The sequence below is a fragment of the Paraburkholderia sp. Cy-641 genome (assembly GCF_011752945.1).
In the GTDB taxonomy this organism is placed as follows: domain Bacteria; phylum Pseudomonadota; class Gammaproteobacteria; order Burkholderiales; family Burkholderiaceae; genus Paraburkholderia.
Map to the genome: position 1 here is coordinate 19,161 of NZ_VWWM01000013.1, position 17,180 is coordinate 36,340.

The 17,180-nt window shown below is 62.3% G+C and carries 12 protein-coding genes; 2 read left to right on the forward strand and 10 right to left on the reverse strand.

All coding sequences use genetic code 11. The features are described from left to right. Positions 1-148 precede the first annotated feature (148 nt). From F3J20_RS08470 to F3J20_RS08485, 4 genes are all read right to left on the reverse strand, one after another. Positions 149-1,840, reverse strand: coding sequence for a SulP family inorganic anion transporter (locus tag F3J20_RS08470; RefSeq protein ID WP_167283094.1), 1,692 nt, complete (start codon positions 1,838-1,840; stop codon positions 149-151). Between the two features lie 498 nt (positions 1,841-2,338). Then, the gene (locus tag F3J20_RS08475) at positions 2,339-3,376 is read right to left on the reverse strand and encodes a substrate-binding domain-containing protein (protein WP_167043974.1); all 1,038 of its coding nucleotides are present in this window, start codon (positions 3,374-3,376) and stop codon (positions 2,339-2,341) included. Between the two features lie 576 nt (positions 3,377-3,952). Beyond that, entirely contained in the window at positions 3,953-4,363 is a 411-nt protein-coding gene (locus tag F3J20_RS08480; protein ID WP_167283096.1) for a BON domain-containing protein, read from the reverse strand. A gap of 195 nt (positions 4,364-4,558) precedes the next feature. Continuing rightward, a complete protein-coding gene (locus tag F3J20_RS08485; RefSeq protein WP_167283097.1) occupies positions 4,559-6,046 on the reverse strand; it encodes an MFS transporter in 1,488 nt (495 codons plus the stop codon). A 194-nt stretch (positions 6,047-6,240) separates the two neighbouring features. Between F3J20_RS08485 and F3J20_RS08490 the strand changes: the two genes are divergently transcribed. Then, entirely contained in the window at positions 6,241-7,794 is a 1,554-nt protein-coding gene (locus F3J20_RS08490) for a DUF2142 domain-containing protein (protein ID WP_167283099.1), read from the forward strand. A gap of 104 nt (positions 7,795-7,898) precedes the next feature. Here F3J20_RS08490 and F3J20_RS08495 read toward each other — a convergent pair whose 3' ends face one another. The 5 genes from F3J20_RS08495 to F3J20_RS08515 all read right to left on the reverse strand — a co-directional run bounded on the left by F3J20_RS08495 (position 7,899) and on the right by F3J20_RS08515 (position 14,979). Continuing rightward, on the reverse strand, positions 7,899-9,353 hold the full coding sequence (locus F3J20_RS08495; protein WP_167283101.1) for a right-handed parallel beta-helix repeat-containing protein: 1,455 nt from the start codon (positions 9,351-9,353) through the stop codon (positions 7,899-7,901). A gap of 160 nt (positions 9,354-9,513) precedes the next feature. After that, complete coding sequence (locus F3J20_RS08500; RefSeq protein ID WP_167283103.1) at positions 9,514-11,505, reverse strand: aconitase family protein; 1,992 nt, start codon at positions 11,503-11,505, stop codon at positions 9,514-9,516. A 106-nt stretch (positions 11,506-11,611) separates the two neighbouring features. Continuing rightward, positions 11,612-12,979 carry a DUF308 domain-containing protein gene (locus F3J20_RS08505; protein WP_167043793.1) on the reverse strand — a complete coding sequence of 456 codons (1,368 nt, stop codon included), beginning with the start codon at positions 12,977-12,979 and terminating at the stop codon, positions 11,612-11,614. Positions 12,980-13,174: 195 nt separating this feature from the next. Then, positions 13,175-14,137 (reverse strand): LysR family transcriptional regulator, encoded by a 963-nt coding sequence (locus F3J20_RS08510; RefSeq protein WP_240162734.1) that lies wholly within the window; start codon positions 14,135-14,137, stop codon positions 13,175-13,177. A gap of 89 nt (positions 14,138-14,226) precedes the next feature. Continuing rightward, positions 14,227-14,979: a 2OG-Fe(II) oxygenase gene (locus F3J20_RS08515; protein WP_167283105.1), complete on the reverse strand. Its 753-nt coding sequence runs from the start codon at positions 14,977-14,979 to the stop codon at positions 14,227-14,229. Positions 14,980-15,159: 180 nt separating this feature from the next. Between F3J20_RS08515 and F3J20_RS08520 the strand changes: the two genes are divergently transcribed. Beyond that, positions 15,160-15,816, forward strand: coding sequence for a DsbA family oxidoreductase (locus F3J20_RS08520; protein WP_167043788.1), 657 nt, complete (start codon positions 15,160-15,162; stop codon positions 15,814-15,816). Here the strand turns inward: F3J20_RS08520 and F3J20_RS08525 are convergent. Then, complete coding sequence (locus tag F3J20_RS08525) at positions 15,719-17,164, reverse strand: MFS transporter (protein ID WP_167283106.1); 1,446 nt, start codon at positions 17,162-17,164, stop codon at positions 15,719-15,721. The genes F3J20_RS08520 and F3J20_RS08525 overlap by 98 nt on opposite strands. Positions 17,165-17,180: the final 16 nt, after the last annotated feature.

Below are 17,180 nucleotides of genomic sequence, written 5' to 3' on the forward strand. Positions count from 1 at the left end.
CGGTATGAAGGCTTGGCCGCCGGTGGCGCGGTGAGGCGGCCATTATCGCAGCTTCGTCTTCAGGCACGGCTTCGCGCCCATGCGCCCGGCGAGGTCCGTGGCACGACATCCGCTTCATTGCGCTTCATGAACGAGCCCCAGGCATCCGTCAAGGCGCGCCCTTTATCTGCTCATGCGGATTTACCACGCCGGCCATCAGCAGCGCCTCGTGCAAGGTGCCGAAAATGCAGCGCTCCTCGACGATCGGCGTGATCCCGTGCCGGTCCATGTCGGCACGCAGATAGCGGTTCACGCGCGCGAAGATCACGTCGATGCCGCTGCGCTTGAGCGACGCGCACAACTCGCCCACCGAACGCGCCGCCGAATAGTCGAGATCGGTGATCGCGCTCGCATCGACGACGAACCAGCGCACCGCGCTCGGCGCGTGCCCGATCAGGCCGCTGACGTCCTCGACGAAAAAGTGGTCGTTCGCGTAGAACAGATCGGCGCCGAAGCGATAGACGATCAGGCCCGGCGCGGTCTCGGTGCCGGGCACGGCCGGCACCGGCACCCACAGCCCGTCGCCGTTGGGCGCGAGCATCATCGTGTGCGGACGGTAGCTATGGCGCACGTGACGCAGCAGCGACAAGGCGACCGCGACCAGAATGCCGTGCTCGACGCCGATCAGCACGACGGCCGCCGCCGTGAACACCGCGAGCGCGAATTCGCCGGGACTCTCGCGGCGAATCGCGGACAGCGCCGGCAGATTGACGAGCCCGACCGCGATCGTAAACACGATGCTCGCGAGAATGCAGTGCGGCAGATATTGCAGATAGCGGCTGAAAAACAGCAGCACCACCACGACCACGGCCGCGAACACGAGCTGCGCGAACTGGCTGCGCGTGCCCGCGCGATCGGCCATCGCGGTCTGCGTCGGACTGCCGTTGACGACGAACGCGCCCGAGAACGCCGCCACCGCATTGGCGGCCGCGATGCCGAGCAGGTCGGCGTTGGTGTCGACGGTTTCGTGATAACGCTCGGCGAACACGCGGCTCGCGGCGGCGCTCTGCGCGACGATCATCACGAAGCAGGACGCCGCCACCGGCAGCAGATCGAGCATCTGCTGCCACGTCACCGACGGCACGCGCAGCGGCGGCAAGCCGCCCGCCACGGGTCCGAGAATCGAGATGCCGTGCGCCGCGAAACCGAATACGTCGCTCGCGGCAATGCCCGCCACGACCGCGATCAGCGGCACCGGCAGACGCGGCCAGAAGCGTTTGCAGAACAGGATCGTGGCGGCCACCAGCAGCGAAATCGCCAGCGTCGCGGGATGAATCTGCGCGGCTTCGCGCACGACCAGCAGCAACTGGTCGACGCTGCTCGCGGCATGTCCCGGCACGCCGAGCATGTCGCCGAGCATCGCAATGCCGACCTGCACGCCGACCCCGGCGAGAAAGCCGACCAGCACGGTACGCGAGAGGAAATCGGCGAGAAAGCCGAGCTTGAAGATGCGCGCGATGAGCAGCAGCGCCGCGGTCAGCAAGGCGACCATCGCCGCGAGTGCCGCGTATTCGGCGCTCGAAGCGGGCGCCATGGTCGAGAGGCGGCTCGCGAAAATGGTCGCGGTGGCGGAGTCGGCGGCAACGACGAGATGCCGCGAGGCGCCGAAAAACGCAAATGCGAGGAGCGGCAGGAAAGCGGTGTAAAGCCCGGCGACGGCCGGCATGCCGGCGATGCGCGCATAGCCGAGCACCTGCGGAATATCCATCGACGCAAGCTGCACGCCGGCCAGCGCATCGCGCGCCGCCGCGGCGCGGCTCAACGGAAGAACGCCCTTCAGTACGCTCACGCGCACCGTCATTATTTTTTGCAGAAATTCTTGCATACGCGATACTGCCCCTAAACAAAGCTTATCGCGCATCGTGCCCTGAACCGGCACGCAAAGACAAGACCTGACGAATGATCGGGCAGGTGGCCGGGAAGCCGGAAACAGGAAAGCAGAACGAAAGAAAGCCAGCTTCCGCCGCTAGCGAAGCTGACGACAACCTAACCAGGAACGAAGCGCTTCACGGTTCTTCACGGCTCGCGCGCGAACCGAACCGGCCCGAAGATTTAACGTTTGAATTGCCCTGTCTGCGGGTCCACATGGCGTGCAAAACCGAACAACGCAGCGATGCAGAAAGGACAGGCGATCAGAAAGACGGCCAACATCACGGTCACCCCGTAACAACTTGTTACCGGAGAGTTTAAGGGTTTTGTCCGCGAATTAAATGAGGGAAAACCGCAAAGCACTGTTGCGCGGTATTACAACTGTCTTAAAGAGGCCGGTCGTGAGACCCGCTGAAAACACGGAGTCTCGTCACGAGGTCTTCCTCGAATCCGGCGCGGGCCCCACCGACGCACGCATCGTCACGCTGACCGGAAACTCGCGGAAAATCTCCCAGGTGGTGCGATAGCACGCGTTGATGAGCCAGCGCACCGCGTTGCGCGTCAACTCGGCGGTCGGAATATGCACCGACGTAAGCCCCGGCGCCGCATAAGGGGCCGAGTAATCGTCGTCGTAGCCGATCACGGAGATATCGTTCGGCACCGAAATGCCCGCCTCGTAAAAACGCGCGAGCACGCTCACCGCCATCGTGTCGTTTGCGCAGAACAGGCCCGTCACGCGCCGCTTCGTATCGAGCAGCTTCTGCGCGGCCGCATAACCGCCTTCGGGCGAGAAGTCCGATTCGATCAGCGTGACGTCCTCGCGCGCAATGCCGGCGCGCGCGAGTTCGGCGAAAAAGCCGTCGATCCGCATCACGTTGTCCGACGCGCTAGCCGGCCCGGCAATCACGCCGATCTCGCGATGGCCGAAATCGAGCAGCGTGCGCGCCGCGAGTTCGCCGCCGCGCCGGTGGTCCGCGCAGAACGACGCATCCGGCAACTGCTCGAACGCGCGATTGAGGAACACCATCTTCGGGTGCATCCGATGCAGCATGATGAGGTCTTCGTCATGCAGGTCGTGGCTGATCACGACCACGCCGTCGCAATCGCGGCCGATCAGAAAGCGCACCGCCTCGATCGCCTGCTCGCGCGGCGATCCCTCGCCGCAACCAGTCGCGACCACTACGTGGCGATGCACCGCGCGCAGTTCGGTATCGGTCTGCTTCAGGATCGTGCCGTAGTAGGAACCGAAAAACGTCGGCACGAAAATACCGATGATGCCGAGCTGCCGCGTCGCCATCGCCCGGCCGATCGACGACGGGCGGAAGTTCAGCGTCTCGATGGCCGCTTTCACGCGCGCGGCGGCTTCGGCTGAAACCGGTCCTTTGCCGGAAATGGCTCGTGAGGCGGTCGACATGCCCACGCCGGCCAGTTCCGCGACGTCCTTGAGTGTAGCCACGCGGTTCTCCATCAAGCCTTGTTTCGACGAGCCGCCATGCGCGTTCGCGATGCGGCGTGAGAGAGGCGCGCCGCCCGCTTCGTCGAACAGCGGGACAGGCGCGGCGTCGAACGAAAACGCCACGGTATCGACTACCGCTAGCGGCGTTCTGGTCTGATCGATCGACGCGATCTGCTCGCCATGATAGGCGGGCAGAATGACGCGATGATTGCTCCGCGGCTCCATTGGTGAAATTTTTGTGCGCTCGGTGCTCATGGCCGGATATAGCGCATAGGGATCGCCGAGCGGCACAGGCGCGCTCGAGACCATCGTACGCACGAACACGATGGCCAGCGGCATCGGCCGCAATCGGGGTTTGTCGGGAGTTTGACTGGCGCGCGTCGGGAAGACACGCGAGACATGGGTAGCAAAAAGATGAGCGATGCGCGAAGACACCGCCTGTGTGCCAGGTAACGGCGCATTCCGCGCCGTTGGCAGTGAGCGTATTTCGTATTGCCGTGGCCGGACGCCGCTGCCCGAAAGAACAGTACGCGTCGTGTTGCGGCAGAACGCACTACCGCAACACGACATCCACAACCCGCGACGAACCTATCCAGCCAATGACGCGTGACCTTGCCCGATGGCCGCCATATTCTTCTTGCGCTCCGTCAACCGGTTCGACACGCCGGTGACTCCGCGCACCGAGCGTGCCGCGTTGCCCGCGCGCGAGATCTGCCAGCTTTCGGGCACGGTCCCCGTGAGCGTGACGACACCGCGACGCGCCCTGATGCGAATCCCCGAATCGTCGAGATCCGGTACGCGCCTGAGGGCGCGGCGCACGTCGAGAATGATCGCGTCGTCCGACCTGCGTCCGGGCGGCGAGGCCGAGACCGTCATCATGTGCGCGGCCTCGCCGGCCGGTGCGCTCATGACCTCACCGGCATTCGCATAGCTCGCGCAACTTGCGATGAGCGCGACCAGCGCCGCGCCGATCATACTGCTCGTCCCGTTCGTGTTCATGCGGCTTCTCTCGGGTGTTTTCAGGTTGGCGGCGCAAAAACACACGCATCGCGCCGGCATGTTGTTTCAAAGTGCTTCGCACATCTTACGCAACTTCGTCGATGTGCAAATACACGTTTTGGTGAACAACCGTGACCGGCGGCAGCGCTGAAGCAAGCGGAAAAAACCGCGTGGAATGGCCGGGTTCGGCCGACGCTACTTCGAGATCTTCTCCAGTTCGAGCCCATTCGTACGCGGTCCCATCAAACCGATCGCGAGCATCACGATCAGCATCGCCCCGGCGATGAACACGAACACGCCCGTCGTGCCGAAGTAGCGCAACACCGCCGCGATCAGAAAGGCCGTGAAAATCGCGGAAAAACGGCTCCACGAATATACGAAGCCCACCGCGCGCGCCCGGATGCTGGTCGGAAACAGCTCCGACTGATACGCATGATAGCTGTACGAAATGATGTTGCCCGCAAGCGTCAGGCACACGCCGAGGCTCACGAGCAGCACCGCGCCCGATGCCTGGCTGAACCACAAGCCGCACACGATGTTCACGCCGGCCATCACGACGATCACGGTCTTGCGCTCGAAACGGTCGCCGATAAAGAGGCCGATCACGGGCCCGAGCGGCGCCGCCAGCGCGATCACGCTCGAATACATGAGACTCGTCGTAATCGTGATGCCCTGCTTGATCAGCAAGGTCGGCACCCAGTTTGCGAAGCCGTAGAAGCCGACCGTCTGGAAGATGTTGAAGATCGTCATCATCAGCGTGCGGCTGCGATACGGCGGCACCCACATATCGCGGAAGCTGCCGCGCGGCGCGACCGGCACCGGCGGCGCGGGCGGCGGCAACTCGCGGCCGTATTCGCGGCGCACGGCCGCTTCGAGCGCGCTCATCACGCGCTCCGCCTCGGCGAGGCGTCCCTGCTGCGCGAGCCAGCGCGGACTTTCCGGCAAGGCGCGGCGAATCCACCAGACGAACAGCGCGCCGTGCGCACCGATCAGCGCGACCCAGCGCCAGCCGTCGAGACCGAACAGCGTGCGCGGCACCAGCAGGAACGAGAGAAACGCGACCACCGGCACGGCCGTGAAGCCGACCGCCTGCTCGCAGGCGAATGCGCGGCCGCGAATCTGCTTGGGTACGAGTTCGGAGATGTATGTGCCGATCGTCACGAGTTCAACGCCGATGCCCACACCGGCCACGAAGCGCCAGAAATTGAGGCCCGTCGCGGTGTCCTGGAACGCCATCACGACATTGGCCACCGTGTACCACAGCAGCGAATACGTGAACACGGCGCGGCGCCCGAAGCGATCCGCGAGAAAACCGCATGCGATCGTGCCGATAAACAGCCCGCTGAACAGCGCCGCGATAAAGCTCGCGACGCCGGTCGAGCCGAACAGGCCATGCGTGGTCGCGCTCAGGATTCCACTTTTGACGAGACCCGGCGCGACATAGCCGGAATACAGCAGATCGTAAAGCTCGAAGAAGAAGCCGAGGCTCAGCAGCACCACGAGCTTCCAGATCGAGCGCGTGGCGGGCAGCCGGTCGAGGCGCGCGGAAATGCTGCCGGCGTCGAGCGGCGCGGCATGGTTTGCGTCGTCCGCCTGAGGCGCGATGCGCTCGGCGGCGCTGCCGGCATGCGCCGCGTTGCCGTCGCTGCGCGCGACGGACCCCGCTTGATCGGGGGATGTCATGTTGTATGTCTCCAGGTGTTGCGACTGTCATGACGGCCGCCTGTCCGGCAAGACAACGGGGCTTGCCTAGACCGCGTTGGGACCGCTTCGCTGCCGGCCCTGCGTTCTGTCGCGCGTCGCACGCACCTCGATACGGCCTGGCCGGAGTCCGGCCTGCATTCTAGCCGTGCGCGCGCTTCAATTGTTCGAAGCTCGTGATTTTTCCGGCCAGCGCGCTCGAACACCGGCAGATAGCCCTGCTCCTCGCAATACGCGCGCACCGTCATCGTGCCGGACTGCATTTTGTTATTGTGGCGGCTATCGCCATCCATCGCTTCACAGGCGTCGGGCGCCAATGTCCCAACTATGCCATGAGTTATCATGCCTTGTACCTTGCCAACCATTCCAACACGAATAATTTCCCGGCCATGCATAACTTAAAACAAAGCTTGATGGTCTTTTTTGCGATCGTGGTTATCGGCAGCATCCTGTCTGCAATCATCCCTCCAATGCAATCGCCCGATGAGGCAGACCATCTGAAACGTGCCTACCTGCTGTCCAGAGGACTGAGCGTACATACCCCTCCCGGTCAATCGACAGGCGGTGAGATTGATGATGGTCTAAATACATTCATGGCGACGTACCTTAACGCGGTCGCAAACCAGCCGCACAAGACGCTCTCACCAGAGACGGTACACAACGCCAGCGAAATCAGGTGGTCGCGTACAGAAACCTTTCAGGTCATTCCCAACGCCGCGCCCTATTTCCCACTCGCCTATATCCCTCAGGCCGTGGGGCTACGTATCGGGAAAACACTCAATCTTAATATCGGCGCCTCTTACCGGCTCTCCCGGGCCGTCACGCTCATTACCATTGCTGCGTTACTGGCTTTGGCCTTCCAGATATTTCCGCCGAATGCGCTCGTGATATGCCTGCTTGCCCTGCCGATGACCATGTTTCAGGCAGCTAGCGCAACGCAAGATGGATTGTCGATAGCATGGCTGATTCTGGCAGGTAGCCTGTTCCGGCGCGGCCTTGAGAGGGAAAAAGAGTTTCCGGTCTGGATGGGCGCGGCACTGATTATCTCGACGTTCTTCGTGGTGTCGAGCCGACCTCAGTTTTTCCCGATGGTGATTCTCCCGGCTTCTGTCTTCTGGATCAGAAAGAACAGGCGCGCACTGATTGTGACGGGGATAGCCTCTCTAGGAGCACTTGCCTGGATTCTGCAAGCGCTTGGCGTAGTGAACATGGCACATGTTCGTACAATGACGACCGGTCAGGTTGTGTCGATGTATGCGCATCATCCGATACAACTGGCTGCGGTGTTCGTCCGAACGCTCACTGACATGAACCATTTGGACTTCTATTGGAAGTCATTCGTCGGCATGCTGGGCTGGCTTGACACGCCGATGCCTCATACTATTTATGCACTTTCGGCCGCTGCGCTTATTGTGACTGCAGCAATTTCCTTTTCGGCTGGAGTGAACCGGTTAGCGCGCTGGTTGCCAATTCTATGCGCCGTTCTGGCGATTGGTCTTGCATTTGTCGCCATGCTCATCACATGGACGGAGCAACCCGCCCGCTACATCGAAGGTGTGCAGGGCCGGTACTTTATCGGCCCTGCTTTCCTGATTGCCTATGCAATCGGTAGCCGCGCTCAGGATGACAGGCGTATCGTGGCCGGAACTATCGCCTGCGGCATATTCACGGCCGCAAGCGTATTTATGACCGCTTCCACACTGCTTTGGCGCTACTATCTTGGCATGTGATTGACTGGCGACTCGATGAATATCCCGCCACGAAAGATATCCACGATGGAAAAACATGAACTTCCGCCACCACGGCTGTGTGGTGGTTATTCACGATTACCCCGTTATTGAGAACCGCCGCCGATCGTATTGCCGATCCCGTTGTTGAGAACTGTCCCACCGATAGTCGGTGAATACGAATTCGATTGAACGTTTACGCGCCCTGATCCGGCCTGAAGATTGATGCCGAGATTCAGAACGTCGAATTGATTCCCGGTGATCACGCCAGAGCCTTGGTTGTAGGCACCGATCACGATACCGGTCTGATTCGTCGGCGGTTCTGTAGACGGCGCAAAGATGTTTCCGGTGATAGAGAATTGAGCGGCCCCGAACAGGTTGATCGCAGCGGAGTTGTTCTCGACGAGGAAGAGGTTGTTGACGATCGTCACCGACTGACACGGTTCAAGCGTCTCGATCGAGTAGCCGATGTTGTTCATCTGGCACGTCGACACCGAAAGCTGGTCGACATTGGAAGCAGATGCAGGAATCTGAATGCCGTAGAAATTGGCGGTGAAATTGCTGTAATTGACAGTCACACCCTGACAGTTCCCACCGTACTGCAAGCCAACATTCAGGTGCGTGAAACTGCACCCGATAATGTTGTAGACGACAGGAATAATCGTCGTGTCGGGCGCGAAATCGAGATAGATGCCGATGCCGCTTGGTGTGCCAGTCGGCCCGTAAAAGGTGCAGTTCTCGAAGTTAATGTTCGAGACGCCGTTGACGTGAACCCCTGACGACCAGCAGTAAATTTCGTTCCAGCCGTCAGCGCCACGGAACACGCAGTCGGTAATATCCGTCAGCGGATAGCCGCCGGAGCCAGCCGTCGATGATGCAGTCTGAACGACATGGATGCCATAGCCGGCGAGCGCCGCGCGCGCAGTGAACGTCATTCCACGAATGTGGGCACAACTGAAATGATCGTGGTAATTGATCTGGATGCCGGGGGCGGCCGTGTTTCCGAAGGTCAATTCGGTTACTTCCGAGCCGGCGCCCTGAATCGTCACAGCGCCCGGTGATGTCGGAATCGTCACTACGGCGGTGCCGGAGAAAAAGTACTTCCCGGGCGGGAAGTAGACGCAAATGCGGCCAGCGAACCCTGAGCCCATCGATTCACTAGCAACTGTTTGCGATGTGCTAACCGTATAGGTACCGATACCCCCAGTGCCAGTCACAAGCGCGGTGATCGTCGTTGCAGCCGTGACTCCCGTACCGAAAAGCGTGTGGCCTACGACGAGATTACCAATGATCACATCCGTCACCGTGAGCGTCGTACCGGAAATCGAGCCCGTGAACTGGCATGCGGTCTGTGATGCCTGCACTGCTGCGTTGAAGGCAGTGAGATTGTCTGTCACACCATCGGCGACGCCGCCGAACGCCAGAATATTTGCGCACGTACCGGGAGTAAAGGCAGGTTGCGCGAGCATCGTATCGAAGTATGGCTGCTCGACGGTCGTTGGAACCGCACGCTTGGTAGTCGGGCCAGCCTGCAGAAATGCGAGTTGATCGGGGGATGTCATGTTGTATGTCTCCAGGTGTTGCGACTGTCATGACGGCCGCCTGTCCGGCAAGACAACGGGGCTCGCCTAGACCGCGTTGGAACCGCTTCGCTGCCGGCCCTGCATTCTGTCGCGCGTCGCACGCACCTCGATACGGCCTGGCCGGAGTCCGGCCTGCATTCTAGCCGTGCGCGCGCTTCAATTGTTCGAAGCTCGTGATTTTTCCGGCCAGCGCGCTGGCCGCAACCGTGTAGGGGCTCGCCAGCCACACCTCGCCCGGCCCCGAACGGCCCGGGAAATTGCGGTTGATCGCGCTGATCGTCACGTCGCCCGCATGCGCCGATTGTCCCGGCCCGCAGTTCGCGCACGAGCCGCAACCGGGCATTACGAGCGTCACGCCCGCGCGTTCGAACACCGGCAGATAGCCCTGTTCCTCGCAATACGCGCGTACCGCCATCGTGCCGAATTGCAGATAGAGCCGCGTGCCCTCAGGCACGCGCATGCCGTGCTGCACACCCCAACGTAGCACGTCGTGATAGAAATCGAAGTCCTCGCGCTTGCCCGCGGTACACGAACCGCCGTACGCGATATCGATTGCGACGTCTTCGCCCAGTTGCCGCGCGGGCACGCCATTGCCGGGGTCGCCGGGACGCGCGAGCATCGGCTCGATGCGGCTCGCGTCGATGCGGATCGTGTCGCGATAGGTCGCGCCCGCGTCGCTTTTCATCCAGCTTTCCAGTACGAAATCGATGCCGCGGCGTTCCTTCAGGAACGCGACCGTGCGCTCGTCCGGCTCGACGATGCCGGTAAAGCCGCCCAGTTCCGCGACCATATTGGTCAGCGTCGCGCGTTCGTCGATCGACATCGCGCGCACGGCCGCGCCGCCGTATTCGAACACGAGGCCGATCGCGCCGCCCGAGCGGATCGCGTCCCTATGCAGCAGATGCAGCACGACGTCCTTGGCGGTCACGCCATCGCGCAAATGGCCGTCGATCTCGATGCGCAGCGTTTCCGGCACCTTGCAGCGCACGTAGCCCGTCACCCAGCTATTGGCGATTTCCGTCGCCCCCGCGCCGAACGCGAGGCAACCGAGCGCGCCCGAATGCGGCGTGTGCGAATCGGTACCGCACGCGACCTGCCCCGGCAACGCGTATTGCTCGGCCATCAGCGCATGACAGATGCCCTCGGAGCCGGGCGCGCCATCGAACCTGTCATCAAGCGAGCCGTGCGAGCGCACCGGATAGTCTCGCGAGAACGAGGTGTGCCCTGCCATCAGATTCGCGACGCCAGGCAACAGGCCATCGCGCACGTGCGGAATGCTTTGCGGCGCGAGCACGAGGTGATCCTGGAACGCGATGATGTGATCGGGCGCGTGGAGCGGCGCGGGCTTACCGAACGCACGATGCATCAGATGCGCGCACATGCCGGTGAAGTAGTCGTGGCTGAAGCGCCAGTCGGCCGCGATGAATACGCCGTCGCCGCGCCGGGCGCTGGCCGTGCCCGGATGCAGATGACGGTCGATGATTTTCTCGGCCAGCGTCTTCGGTTCGGCGCTTGTCTCTTCGCTTGCCTCATCGTTTGCCGCCCCGCTCGCGGCGCTGCCGTCGCGCTGGCCCGGCGCGGGCCAGTCCGCGAATCTGCTGTATGCGAGCAGGCCGCCGCTGCGAATGATCTGCTGCGTGAGCGCGTCGCGTCCCTTGAGAAATTCGTCGATCGCAATCGACTCGCCCGCGAGCAGCCGGTCGAGCACCGAGAAATCGGTCGTGGTCAGAATGCCGATGTTGTCGCAATTCTGCTGATAGATGCGCTCGAAGCTCTCCGCGACGATAAGCCGGATACCCGCCGACAACTCCGCGAGCGGACTCGATTCGCGCGACGACCCCTTGCCGTAGCGCTTGCCCGCCACCGTGACCTGGAAGCCGCCGTCCTTCACCGCGTTGCGGCCGATCGGCAGACGCTCGCCCGCCTTGAAGCCGACGTAGGGGTATTGGCCGAGGCGCTCGTCGTACGTGAGCATGACGGTGACGGGCGTGATCTCGTCGGTGGAGACGTTGTCGCGCAACGGGCCGGCGCTCGCGCGCGTGAAATTCCGGCCGGCAAGCTGCGCATCGATCACCGACGGATCTTGCGACAGGTACAACACGCGGCCGTCCAGACGAATCGTATCGTTCATGAATGCATTCTCCTTGCGCTCACTATACGGCGCGCAAGGTCGATGCCGAAGTGCCGGTGTAGCAACGCTGCCGTCTCGTTTCGCGAGGGCTCGGCGGCGTGCCGCCTCAGCGGGACGTATCCTGCTCGCGCCATGCCCTTTTCTGATCGAATAGCTTGCCGACCGCGATCCGGGTAGCCTTCCACCACGCAAACGGACGCGGGTCGGCGAGCATGCTCAGCGCCCGGGCGTAATCGAGCGTCAGACCTGGCGTCCAGGCCATCGTGACCGCACGTTTGCGGATCTGCGCCGCCACCCAGAGTTCCGGCGTGACGAGTACGCGAAGGAACGCACCCCAGCCCGTGCGATCGCCGCGCAACCGGCCCACTGCCCCGTCCAGTGCCGCTTCGAGCGCATACGAAACGCTGCTCGAACAATTCCGGTGGGTCAGGTTGTAATTGGTATCGCGCCGGTAGCTTTCCCAAAACGTTTGAAGTTTAGCCGCATCGTAATTTCGAATCCGCACGCGAACGGTCGAAGGACACCATGCCTTCGATTCGGTCGCATAGTCGGGCTGAAACAGGCCGGGGACGTCGTTCTCAGCGCTGGCCCGCAGGATACGGCCGAACTCGTCAGGTGAACGATCGATTTCGACACCGGGGTAGAGACTGATGTAGATACCTTCGGGCGATTCGAGTGCCGCGTGGCCGGTCGAGATCACGCCATTGGCGTCGACCGCGGCGATATAGCGGTCAATCACCGGATGACGCTGCGCCGGCGCCCGCGATGATCCTGAGGGGGTCCAAACATGAACCGTCAGGGCGCGCTCCTCATCCTCGGGCGGCCCATCCCACTCGGTGCGATCGAAAACGCGGCTGTCCGCGTTCGCATCGACATCGGGCAGTAGCGCGGAGCGCTGCGAACGACGCAGTGCGGGATTGCTGGCAAGGCGCCGCACACGGAATGCCAGCGAGATCATGTTCAATCCGCCGAAGAACAGGAACAGGCTCAAGGCATACGGCAAAGTGCCAACGTAATGAGTCGGATAGGGCTGGTAGAAGAAAACGGCAATGAGAATTTCAACCACGCCCCACGAAAATGCGATCTTCCAGCGGCGATAGCGGACAACCCAGCCCGCTATGCATTGCAGAAGTCCATCGACGAGAAAGAGCGTGCCGAAGATCATCGACAGAATGAAATTTCCGTGATGATGCCCGGCAAAGATCAGTCCGGCCGCTCCTACGACGGCAAAGCCCTTGACGTACCGTAGCGCTCGCTGTCCGCCCACGCCGGTCCAGGCGACCGCGAGCGTTGCGAGCCCTTCCGCCAGAAACAGCCACGCGAAAAAGATAATCGGAAACTGGTGCACACCGAGAATCACGTCGATAAAGATGGCCAGGCCCGCAATGATCCAGATCAACCCGATCAGGAAAATCATGCGGGCACGTCTGCGCAGATACGCCACACCAAGAAGGAGTAGTACCAGCCTCACCATAGCTATTCCGTGTTCCTTTTCGATACAAGGTTCAACGCAAGCGTATAGCGCAGTCACGTTGGCCGACACTATTGTAGTGAACATAAAGGAATACGACTTTCGAAATATTCACTCAATATTCCAAAATGAATAGACATGGCTATCGGTCTGTCAGTGGATCGCCATATGCGAATCGCACGTCAAAACCCATCATTTTCATAGCGCCGATTCCGACGAGGTCTCCCCTGTGCCACCACTGCGCCGACGGCCGCCTGACCAGGCCTGATCGCCGAGAAACGCGACCAATGCCGCCGCGCTCGCACTCAATTGCTCGCGTGCCCTGAAGATCATGATGAGATGGCGCTCGGCCCACGCATTGCTCAATGCCAGCAGCCGCACGTCGAGCGTATTCACGTAGAGCAGGCCGACCGGCTCCGGCACGACCGCAATGCCGAGACCCGCGTGGACCATCCGGCACAGCGCGTCGAGACTGCTCACGCGAATCCGCACGTCGAGTTGCCGGTTCGCATTCGCCGCCTGCTGCGTCAGCAGACGTGTCAACGCGCTTTCGCTGCGCAGGCCGACGAAGCTGTCGTGCAGCAGATCGTCGAACGCCACGCGCGACGCGCTCGCAAGCCGATGAGCGCCGGGCACCAGCACCGCGAGCCGATCCTGCCGATACGGTGCCTGCTCGAACGCTTCGCTGCCCGCGACCGGATTACAGATGCCGAAGTCCGCGCCGTGTTCGTCGACAATACGCAGGACGTCCGCGCTGTTTTCCTCTTCGAGTTCGATCGACACGTCGGGAAACGCGCGGCCGAATGCGGCAACGTCTTCGGGCAAAAACTGCACGATCGACGAAAGATTCGCCACCACGCGCACGCGCCCTTTCGCCCCCGATGAAAAGCGCGACAACTCGGCGCTCATCTGTTCGATATTGCCGATGATCGCCAGCGCGTAGCGCAGCACGGTCTCGCCGACCGGCGTCACGGTAATGCCGCGCGATTGCCGTTGAATGACCGGCAGACCGATCACGGCCTCGATCTCCGCAATGCGCCGGCTCACCGCCGACGACGCAATGAACTCGCGCTCTGCCGCGCGCGCGATGTTGCGCTCCTGGCAGACGGCGACGAACAGGCGCAGCGAAGTGAGGTCGAGTTTCTTGAGCAGGTTTTCCATGGGACGTGGCGCGGCTTTCGAGTGCCGCGAAGAAACGCTGGAATCGTGGCCCTTATCGTCTCATGGAGTGCGTCGTCGCGCCATGGCCGTCATAGCGCGTCGTGAAAGATGATGCCTACCGTGTGCCGGTGTCCCGAACGCAGACGGCTCACACCATGACGCAAATTCACGCGATACGGGCCGCGCGCGCCTTGCACGGGCCGGCTGTTGACGGTGAACACCACTGCATCGCCCTGGGCGAGCGGCACGACTTCGGCACGCGACTGCATGCGCGGCCGCTGCTCCGTCATCACGAACTCCCCGCCGGTAAAGTCGCGCCCCGGTTCCGACAAGAGGATCGCAACCTGCAGCGGAAACACGTGTTCGCCGTATAGGTCCTGATGCAGGCAGTTGTAATCGCCCTCGCCGTATTGCAGGATCAGCGGCGTCGGACGCACCTGGCCCGCGTAATGGCAACGTCGAATGAAATCGGCGTGCTGCGGCGGATAACGCACGTCGATACCCATCGCCTGGTTCCAGCGGTTCGCGACCGGCACGAGATGCGGATAGATCGCGCCGCGCAATTCACCGATGATGTGCGGCAGCGGATAGGCGAAGTACTTGTATTCGCCGCGGCCAAAACCATGACGGCCCATCACGATACGGCTACGATAAAGACCGTCGCGCGAATAAAGCGCCGCGAGCGCATCGCACTCGTACGCCGTGACGAGTTGCGGCACGGCCGCGCAGCCGTATTGATCGAGGTCCAGCTCGATCCGGCGCCAGTCGAGTGTGTCGACGCGCCGGTCGATGGTGGGCGCGGATGCGGTGGCGAGAAGCGCCGTGGGGTGTGAAGTCGTCATCGAGGTGGCGTGAAGGGAATCGATAACGTCAGTGTACGAGTACGACGGTGCGAAAACACTCCGGGTCTTGCGCTCATATTCGGCGGCCCTGCACGCGCCGACGATTCACGCTACGCTGTCGGAATTCGCCGCGCCCGCATTCCGCGAACTTCACGGCACTTCTTCCCTTCAAGGACCGCAATGAAACAGCAGCTCACCATCGATTTCGTCTCCGATATCGCCTGCCCGTGGTGCGCGATCGGCCTGTCGTCGCTGCAGCTTGCGCTCGCGCGTCTGCACGATCGCGTCGACGCGCGAATCGCCGTGCATCCGTTCGAACTGAATCCGCAGATGGGACCTGACGGCGAAGACATCGTCGAATATCTCGGCAAAAAATATGGGCGCACGCCCGCGCAGATCGCCGAAACGCAGGCGATGATCCGCGAACGCGGCGCGAGCGTCGGCTTCGATTTCGGTCCGCGCACACGCACTTACAACACGTTCGATGCGCACCGTCTGCTGCATTGGGCCGGCATCCGGGGCGAGCAGTTGCCGCTCAAGCTCGCGCTGCTGCGCGCCTATCATGCCGACGGCAAGAACCCCGGCAATCATGACGTGCTGATCGAAGCGGCGCGGTCGGTGGGACTCGATGCCGAAGAAGCGCGCGAAGTTCTGACGAGCGGCGCGTATGCCGACGAGGTGCGCGAAGAAGAGAAGAATAATCAGCAGATGGGCATTCAATCGGTACCGTCGATCATCTTCAACGGTCGCTATCTGGTGACGGGCGGGCAGCCGGTGGAGCAGTTCGTGCAGGTGATCGAGGAGATCGTCGCGAAGGGCGAGGCGTCATTGAGCTGACGGCATACGCTGAAAACCAGACGATCCCGGCTGCCATCGACAACGCAGCCGACAGCAACAGGCCGCCGCGCATGCCGTCGGCAATCGAATGCTGTAGCGCGAGCATGCTCCCCGAAATGGCGACGCCGAGCACCGCGCCCGTTTGACGCGCGGCATTGAGCACCGCCGCCGCGATACCGGAGCGATCGATCTCGACCGATGCCATGAGGGTCGCCGTGGTGGCGGGGGTAATCAGGCTCGCGGCAAGACCGATCGCGGGCAAGGCGAACGCGAATGGCGCATCGGAAAAGCAGGAGACGATCGCCCACAAACCGGTAAAGCCGAGCGCCGCGAGCATGCACGCACCGGCCACGAGACGCCTCGGTCCCAGCCAGGCCACGGCGCGTTTCGACACGAGGCTGCCGATCGGCACGACGATCGTGAGCGGCAGGAAGGCCAGCCCCGTCCGCATCGGCGAGTAGTCGAGCTGATGCTGGAAGTACAGGCTGAGGTCGAATATCAGGCCATAGAACGTAAAAGCCGAAACCACGGAAACGAAAATCGCGCAGGAAAAGCCCGCATGGCGAAACAGGCCAAAAGGCAAAACCGGCTGCGCACTCTTCATTTCAATTGCGACGAACATGCAGCCCGCGAGCAGTGTTGCCGCGATGCCCACGACAATGGGCGGCGCGGACCATCCCTCTGCGGGCAAACGGATGACCGTGATGTTGAGCAGCGCGAGCGTCGCGATTGCGGCGATCTGCCCGGCGATATCGAAACGATGCGCGGCACCGCCCGGCTCTCTCGCCGGCATCGACACCCTGAACGCCAACGCGATGCCGGCAAGGCACACGGGAACGTTCAGCAAAAAAATGCTGCGCCAGCCGACCAGTCCGATCACCACACCGCCGATCAGCGGCCCTGCCGCCATCGCGAGGCCCCCGAGTCCGGCCCATACGCCGAATGCGGCCGCGCGCTCGCGAGGATGCGGGCACGCGCGATTGATGAGTGCAAGCGAAGCGGGCACCAGCAGTGCTGCCCCGACACCTTGCACAATGCGCGCGCCGATCAGCATTGCAAGGCCGGACGCCGCGCCGCACAACGCCGAAGCCACGGTAAAAATCGCGAGACCGGCAATATACACATCGCGCTCGCCGAGCCGGTCGCCGAGCGTGCCGCCCGACAACAGCAGACTCGCGAAGGTCAGCGTATAAGCATTGACGACCCATTGCAGCCCGCTCATGCCGGTCGCAAGACTCGCCGATATCGGCGCCAATGCGACGTTCACGATCGACGTATCGAGGATCACGACGACATAGCTGAGGCTCGTTGCAAGCAGCACGGTCCGTTGCCGTATTCGAGCGTTCATCGGGCGAGTCCCCCTT